The organism is Luteibacter sp. P4_E6 (assembly GCF_056401535.1).
Genome location: NZ_JBFUJE010000199.1, coordinates 1 through 7,038, shown reverse-complemented (window position 1 = coordinate 7,038; position 7,038 = coordinate 1). Strand labels below are relative to the sequence as shown.

Annotated in this window: 7 protein-coding genes and 1 riboswitch; of the genes, 2 read left to right on the top strand and 5 right to left on the bottom strand. The window is 65.1% G+C overall.

Translation table 11 applies throughout. The features are described 5' to 3' along the window. Positions 1 to 610 (bottom strand): carbamoyl phosphate synthase preATP-grasp domain-containing protein (locus AC1DT2_RS12880; protein ID WP_477296654.1); only part of this gene is annotated, 610 nt, incomplete at its 3' end. A 51-nt stretch (positions 611 to 661) separates the two neighbouring features. After that, the gene (gene carA / locus AC1DT2_RS12875) at positions 662 to 1,804 is read right to left on the bottom strand and encodes a glutamine-hydrolyzing carbamoyl-phosphate synthase small subunit (protein ID WP_063570741.1); all 1,143 of its coding nucleotides are present in this window, start codon (positions 1,802 to 1,804) and stop codon (positions 662 to 664) included. A 218-nt stretch (positions 1,805 to 2,022) separates the two neighbouring features. Here carA and AC1DT2_RS12870 point away from each other — a divergent pair, with 218 nt between their 5' ends. Continuing rightward, positions 2,023 to 2,706: a 2OG-Fe(II) oxygenase family protein gene (locus tag AC1DT2_RS12870; RefSeq protein WP_213948199.1), complete on the top strand. Its 684-nt coding sequence runs from the start codon at positions 2,023 to 2,025 to the stop codon at positions 2,704 to 2,706. Positions 2,707 to 2,958: 252 nt separating this feature from the next. Further along, a riboswitch (yybP-ykoY riboswitch) is annotated at positions 2,959 to 3,151 on the top strand. A 19-nt stretch (positions 3,152 to 3,170) separates the two neighbouring features. Continuing rightward, the gene (locus AC1DT2_RS12865; protein WP_255548445.1) at positions 3,171 to 4,181 is read left to right on the top strand and encodes a sodium:calcium antiporter; all 1,011 of its coding nucleotides are present in this window, start codon (positions 3,171 to 3,173) and stop codon (positions 4,179 to 4,181) included. Between the two features lie 149 nt (positions 4,182 to 4,330). Here the strand turns inward: AC1DT2_RS12865 and dapB are convergent, their stop codons facing one another. The 3 genes from dapB to AC1DT2_RS12850 all read right to left on the bottom strand — a co-directional run. Then, positions 4,331 to 5,125, bottom strand: coding sequence for a 4-hydroxy-tetrahydrodipicolinate reductase (gene dapB, locus AC1DT2_RS12860; protein ID WP_477296653.1), 795 nt, complete (start codon positions 5,123 to 5,125; stop codon positions 4,331 to 4,333). Between the two features lie 204 nt (positions 5,126 to 5,329). Continuing rightward, positions 5,330 to 6,460, bottom strand: a complete 1,131-nt coding sequence (gene dnaJ / locus AC1DT2_RS12855; RefSeq protein WP_477296651.1) for a molecular chaperone DnaJ — start codon at positions 6,458 to 6,460, stop codon at positions 5,330 to 5,332. A gap of 130 nt (positions 6,461 to 6,590) precedes the next feature. After that, the coding region (locus tag AC1DT2_RS12850) for an Hsp70 family protein (RefSeq protein ID WP_477296650.1) at positions 6,591 to 7,038 on the bottom strand (448 nt) is incomplete at its 5' end.

Below are 7,038 nucleotides of genomic sequence, written 5' to 3'. Positions count from 1 at the left end.
CTTCGTGCACGGGCGAGAGCTCGAGGCCGCGGCCGACGATCTCGATGAATTCTTCCTTGTTATAGGCAATGCCGCCGCCCGAACCGCCAAGCGTGAAGCTCGGGCGGATGATGGTCGGGAAGCCGACGGTGGTCTGGATTTCCAGCGCCTGCTCCATCGAGCGCGCGACTTCCGCCTTCGGGCAGTCCAGGCCGATGTCGGCCATGGCGTGGCGGAACAGGTTGCGGTCTTCGGCCATGCGGATGGCTTCGCGCGACGCGCCGATCAGCTCGACGTTGTACTTCTCAAGCACGCCGTTGTCGGCAAGGTCGAGCGCGCAGTTGAGGCCGGTCTGGCCGCCCATCGTCGGCAGCACCGCGTCCGGGCGCTCCTTGGCAATGATGCGTTCGACCGTCTGCCAGTTGATCGGCTCGATGTAGACGGCATGCGCCGTGTCCGGGTCGGTCATGATCGTCGCCGGGTTCGAATTGACCAGGACGACGCGGTAACCCTCTTCCTTCAGCGCCTTGCAGGCCTGCGCTCCGGAGTAATCGAACTCGCAGGCCTGGCCGATGACGATCGGGCCGGCACCGATGACGAGGATGGTCTTGATGTCTGTGCGCTTGGGCATGGTTTCTCTCGCGAATCGAAGCGGATGGTTGAGTGGGGGGCTAGCTGCGCGTCAGGACGCGCGCTTGGCCTTGTGCTCTTCCATCGAGGCGATGAACGTGTCGAACAGGTAGCCGACGTCTTCGGGGCCCGGGCTGGCTTCCGGATGGCCCTGGAAGCAGAAGGCCGGCCGATCCGTCAGCGCGAAGCCCTGCAGGGAACCGTCGAACAGCGAGGTATGCGTCACGCGGACGTTCGCCGGTAGCGTCTCCGCGTCCACCGCGAAGCCGTGGTTCTGCGAGCTGATCAGCACGCGGCCGGTGTCGAGGTCCTTCACCGGATGGTTCGCGCCGTGGTGGCCGAACTTCATCTTCAGCGTCTTCGCGCCGATGGCCAGCGCGAGGATCTGGTGACCCAGGCAGATGCCGAACAACGGGATCTTCGTTTCGAGGATCTGCTTCGTCGCTTCGATCGCGTAGTCGCAGGCTGCCGGGTCGCCCGGGCCGTTGGCGAGGAAGATGCCGTCCGGGTTCATGGCGAGCACTTCCGAGGCCGGYGTCTGCGCAGGCACCACGGTGATGTCGACGCCGCGGTGGGCGAGCAGGCGCAGGATGTTCTGCTTCACGCCGTAGTCGTAGGCCACCACGCGGAATTTCTTCGGTGCGTTGAAGAAGGCCTGCTTGTCGAGGTCGTACGTGCCCTCGCTCCACTGGTAGGTCTTCGTGGTGCTGACCACCTTGGCCAGATCCATGCCGTTGAGGCCCGGGAAGGCCTTCGCCTTGGCCACGGCGGCGTCCACGTCGATGGCGTCACCGGCGACGAGGCAGCCGTTCAGCGCGCCCTTCTCCCGAAGGATGCGCGTGAGGCGGCGCGTGTCGATACCGGCGATGGCCACGACGTTGTGGCGCGCGAGGTAGTGCGGCAGCGGCTCGGTGCTGCGCCAGTTACTGGCCAGGCGCGGCACATCGCGCACGATCAGGCCCGCCGCGTGAACGCGATCGGCCTCGACGTCGACGTCGTTGGTGCCGGTGTTGCCAATATGGGGGTACGTCAGGGTGACGAGCTGGCGGGAGTAGGACGGGTCGGTCAGGATTTCCTGATAACCGGTCATGGCGGTGTTGAACACCACCTCGCCAATCGTTTCGCCTCGTGCACCGACCGAGTGGCCGTGAAAAACGCTGCCGTCTTCGAGAGCAAGCAGAGCAGGAGTACGCATGGGATGGGCCGCCTTCAGGTGCAGCAAAGCCCGCAAGCCTGCTTTAAGCGGCTCGTGGGCCTTGGGGATAAGGGATCATTGGGCGGGTATGAATGATAGGTGTGAAGGCGCGTTTTGTCCATCGGAAAACCGTGAACGGCCTCGTAGGAAAATATCGCTGGCAACCCTGCCTGACACGATACAATGATGCCCGAGGTACTTAGCCGAGATCCGCCCGCATGCTGCTCGACCCCGCCCGACTGGAGCGTCCCGACACCGACATCCGGCATGAGCCGTTTTCGTTCATGATCGCGCACGGTCAGTTACCGGACGAATCGCGCAACGATCTCGACCGCGACTTCCCCCAATACACCAGCGCCGGGTTTTTCCCGTACGACGCCAGCGACTGCGGTCCGTCCGTGAACGAGCTGGTCGCGCAGATGACGTCGCGGGCGTTTTCCTCGGCCATCGGGCGCCATCTGGGCATTCCGGGGCTGGAGGACTACCCCACCCTGGTCACCCTGTGCCGGCTGCTCAACAAGCGCCACGGCACCATCCACACCGACAGCAAGTCCAAGATCGCCACCGCGCTGATCTACCTCAACCCGATGTGGCCGGACACCAGTGACGGCTGCCTGCGCTTCCTGGCCTCCATCGACAATATCGACAACACCGTGGCGCCGGAGCTCAAGCCGCTTTATGGCGAGTTTGCCGTGTTCCGTCGCTCGGAGAACTCCTTCCACGGCCACCTGCCTTATGAAGGCGAGCGCCGGGTCATCCAGGTCGCCTGGCTGACCTCCGAGGAGGAAAAAACCCGCAAGACCAAGCGAGGCAAGTTCTCCCGAGTGTTCAAGAAAATCTTCGGCAAGCTGGACCGCCAGCACGGCGCCGGCCGTGACCGCAGCGCCTCCCACCCGGACTGACCGACCGAGCGCCTGGTGGGAGGAGCCCTGTGGGAGGAGCCCTGTGGGAGGAGCCCTGTGGGAGGAGCCCTGTGGGAGGAGCCCTGTGGGAGCCGCTTCAGCGGCGATCCCGCGTCAGCGGGCAAGGCTCCCGCACCCCCGTTCGCCGCTGAAGCGGCTCCCACAGGGTGCAAACAAAGGGTGCAAACACAGCCTGCAAACACAGCCCGCAAATGCGTCTCATCGAATCTTCGAACGCGTGTTAACATCCGCGCCGAAGTCATTGGGGAGTAGCCATCCTCTACCCCGAGGAGTTCGCGTCAACACACTTGGTGGCCTCGCGCCCCATGGCGCGAACGGCACAGCGCCCGGAGAGTGCGCTGCCCGCCCGGCGAGACCTTTGGCCAGCGACATGCTTACCCGGGCCGGGCGAGCGGTGTTGCTGTGCCATCGGTATATCTCGCTCGCCCGGCCTTAGATAAAACATGCTGCTGACATGCTTTCTATTCCTGGTCTCGGCCGGGGCTATCTATTTCGCCTGCGAATACTTCGTCAACGGCGTCGAATGGTTCGGGCGCAAGCTCAACCTCGGCGCCACGGCGACCGGCACGGTGCTTGCCGCCTTCGGTACCGCCCTGCCGGAAAGCGCGGTGACCTTCGTCGCGGTCATGTTCGGCAAGACCCCCGAAGCAAAGGACATCGGTGTCGGCGCCGCCCTCGGCGGTCCGCTGGTGCTTGCAACGATCGCCTATGCCGTGGTCGGATTCGCTTTATATGCGGGTCGTAAACGACTGAAAAGACCCGACTTACGGGTGCGCGTGGACAATAAGCGGCTGGCCAGGGACCAGTCCTGGTTTCTGGCGATCTTCGTGGTCAAGGTGGGCCTGGGCCTCGTGGCCTTCGCATGGAAGCCCTGGCTCGGCGTGCTCTTTCTGCTCGCCTACGTCGCCTATGTCTGGCGGGAAATGCGTGACGACACCAGCGCGCCCGAGGGCGAGGATGAGCTCGAGCCCCTCACCTTCCGTCCCCACGAAGCCAATCCGTCGATGAACTGGGTGATGCTGCAGACGGGCCTGGCGCTGGTCGTTATCGCCATCGCCTCGCGCACCTTCGTCTGGCAGCTGGAAGCGTTCGGCGAGTTCTTCCACCTGTCGCCGCATATCGTCGCCCTGGTGTTGAGCCCGGTCGCCACCGAGTTGCCGGAGACGGTCAACGCGTTGATCTGGGTGCGGCAGGGCAAGGAGCGACTGGCCCTGGCGAACATCTCGGGCGCCATGATGATCCAGGCGACGATTCCGAGTTCGTTGGCGCTGTTCGCCACCCCGTGGCTGTTCGATACGCCGCTGATCGTGGCCGGCGCCATCACCATGGTCGCGGTGATCGCACTGTGGGCAATGTTCCGCCGGGGGGCCGTGGAAGCCCGCTGGCTGATGCCGATTGGCGGACTTTATGGCGTGTTCGCGTTGTTTGTCGGTTGGTGGTTCGGCACCCACTGACGGGCTTACAACCCCCTGTGGGAGCCGATTCATCGGCGATTGGGTGCTAGCGACAGCCCAGCCCGCTGCCGCGGGATCGCCGATGAATCGGCTCCTACAACCGCTTATGGCGACCTGGGATCTCCGGCGTGCCGTTTCCAGCGGGGCTCTTACATCTTGCTGGTAATGACGTCTTCGATGGACCAGGTGCCGGGCGCACGCCCGGCGATCCAGTTCGCGGCTTCCAGCGCGCCGCGCGCAAAGATCGATCGATCCGTCGCCCGGTGCCCCAGTTCGATCCGCTCGCCCTGCCCCATCAGCAGCGCCTGGTGCTCGCCGACGATGTCGCCGCCGCGTACGACGGCGAAACCGATCGTGCCGTTCTTGCGTGCACCGGGACGGCCTTCGCGCGAATACACCGCCAGCTCCTCCAACGTCGCTCCGCGTCCCGCGGCCGCCGCTTGGCCGAGAGCCAGCGCCGTACCGGAGGGAGCGTCTTCCTTCCGTCCGTGGTGCGCTTCGATGATGTCGAGGTCCCAGCCTGGCAGTGCCGCGGCGGCTTCGCGCAGCAGACGCGTCAGTACAGCTACGCCGAGGCTGAAGTTGGCGGCACGCAGCACGGCGATGCGTTCGGCAGCCTTGGTCAGGCGCTCTTCCAGCGCGGGTTCGAGGCCGGTCGTGCCGGTGACGAGCGAGGCGCCCGAGGCTTCGCAGTAGTCGAGTGCCGCGCCGAGGCCTTCCGGGCCGCTGAAGTCGATGACGACGTCGATATCGCCCGCGTCGGTCCAGTCGGTGAAGCGCAGCGCGGAGACGTCGCCGAAGGCCGCCTTGCCGATCCGGGGCGATCCCGACGACACGATGGCGCGAACGAGCTCGAAGCGTTCGTCGCCACGCACGAGTCCGAGCAGCGCAGTGCCCATGCGACCGGAGGCGCCGCTGATGGCGAGACGGGCGGGACGGGTCATGGGGCAGCCTTCTGCGTGCGATGGGAAGGCGAATCGTAGCAGGCGTCCGAAAAGAAAACGGCCCCCACAACGCGACCGTTGTAGGAGCCGATTCATCGGCGAAAGCAAGTTACGACAAGTCATCAAAGCGGCGCCGTGCAGGAATCGCCGATGAATCGGCTCCTGCCGAGCGAGGGTGTGGCGAACCGAGCGGGTCGTGGCGACTTACGACGTCACGCGCGACCAGAAGTCCTTTACCCCATCGATGAAGGTCGTCGAGCGCGGCGTGTGCTTGGCCGCATCCTCGCCGACAAAGGTGGCCTCGAGCTGCGTGAGCAGTTCGCGCTGTTCCTTGGTCAGGCGCACTGGCGTCTCGACGACGACGGTGCAGATGAGGTCGCCGGCACCGCCACCGCGGACCGACTTCACACCACGGCCGCGCATGCGGAACTGATGACCGGTCTGCGTCTCGGGCGGCACGCTGACGGGGATCTCACCTTCGAGCGTGGGCACCATGAGGTCGGTACCGAGCGCTGCCTGGGCGAACCGGATCGGTACTTCGCAATAGAGGTCGCTGCCGTCGCGCTGGAAGATGGCGTGCTCGCGCACTCGCACTTCCACGTAGAGATCGCCGGACGGCGCACCGGCAGGGCCCGCTTCGCCCTGCCCGGTCAGACGGATGCGATCGCCGTTGTCGACGCCGGCAGGAATCCGCACGGACAGCGTGCGCTCTTCCTCGAGGCGGCCTTCCCCGCGGCACTTCTTGCAGGGCTTGTCGATCTTCTGGCCTGAGCCATGGCAGGTCGGGCAGGCCTGCTGGATGGAGAAGATGCCGTTCTGCATGCGCACGCGGCCGTGACCGGCGCAGGTGCTGCACTTGGATACCTTGCCGTCTTCCGAACCCGAGCCATTGCAGTGGTGGCAATTGACCTGGGTGGGGATTTCGATCTTCTTCTCGACGCCGAACACGGCTTCCTCGAGATCCAGATCCATCATGTAGCGCAGGTCCGCACCACGACGCGCGCGCTGGCGACCTGCGCCACCGCCGCCGAAAATGTCGCCAAAGATGTCGCCGAAGATATCGCCGACGTCGCCGAAACCGGCGCCACCGCCACGACCGAACCCGCCACCCTCGAAGGCCGCGTGTCCGTGCTGGTCGTACATCGCGCGCTTCTGCGCGTCGGCCAGCACTTCGTAAGCCTCTTTGGCTTCCTTGAATTTGTCGATCGCTTCCGGGTCGTCCGGATTGCGGTCAGGGTGATACTTCATCGCGACGCGACGAAAGGTCTTCTTGAGGTCGCCCTCGGTCACGGTGCGTTCGACACCGAGAATTTCGTAGTAGTCGCGCTTGCTCATGTCACGTGTACTTTCCCTGGACGGACGAACGCACCGACGGGTTGCCCCTCGGCGCGATCGTTCCGGTTAACCGTCGGTACCGCGCCGCCGGCATCGAGCCCGCGGCGCGTCATTACATGCCGAAGACGAATTACTTCTTCTCGTCCTTGACTTCGGTGAACTCGGCGTCGACCACGTCGTCCGGCTGGGCCGAACCGCCGCCCGGTGCCGACTGCTGCGCGGTGTCCTGCGCACCACCGGACTGGGCCGCGGCGGAGAGCGCCTGCGCTACCTGCTCGAGGTTGGTGATCTTCGACTCGATCGCGTCCTTGTCTTCGCCCGCGAGAGCCTTCTCGAGATCGGAGACGGCGCTGTCGATGCCGGCGAGCTGCTCGGCCGGGATCTTGCCGCCGTGCTCCTTGAGCTGGCTACGCGTGGCATGGACAAGCTGGTCGCCACGGTTACGCGTCTGCACGAGCTCGTGGAACTTCTTGTCTTCTTCGCGGTTCGCTTCCGCGTCCGCCACCATGCGCTGGACTTCTTCGTCCGAGAGGCCGGAGCCGGCCTTGATCTCGATCTTCTGTTCCTTGCCGGTGTCC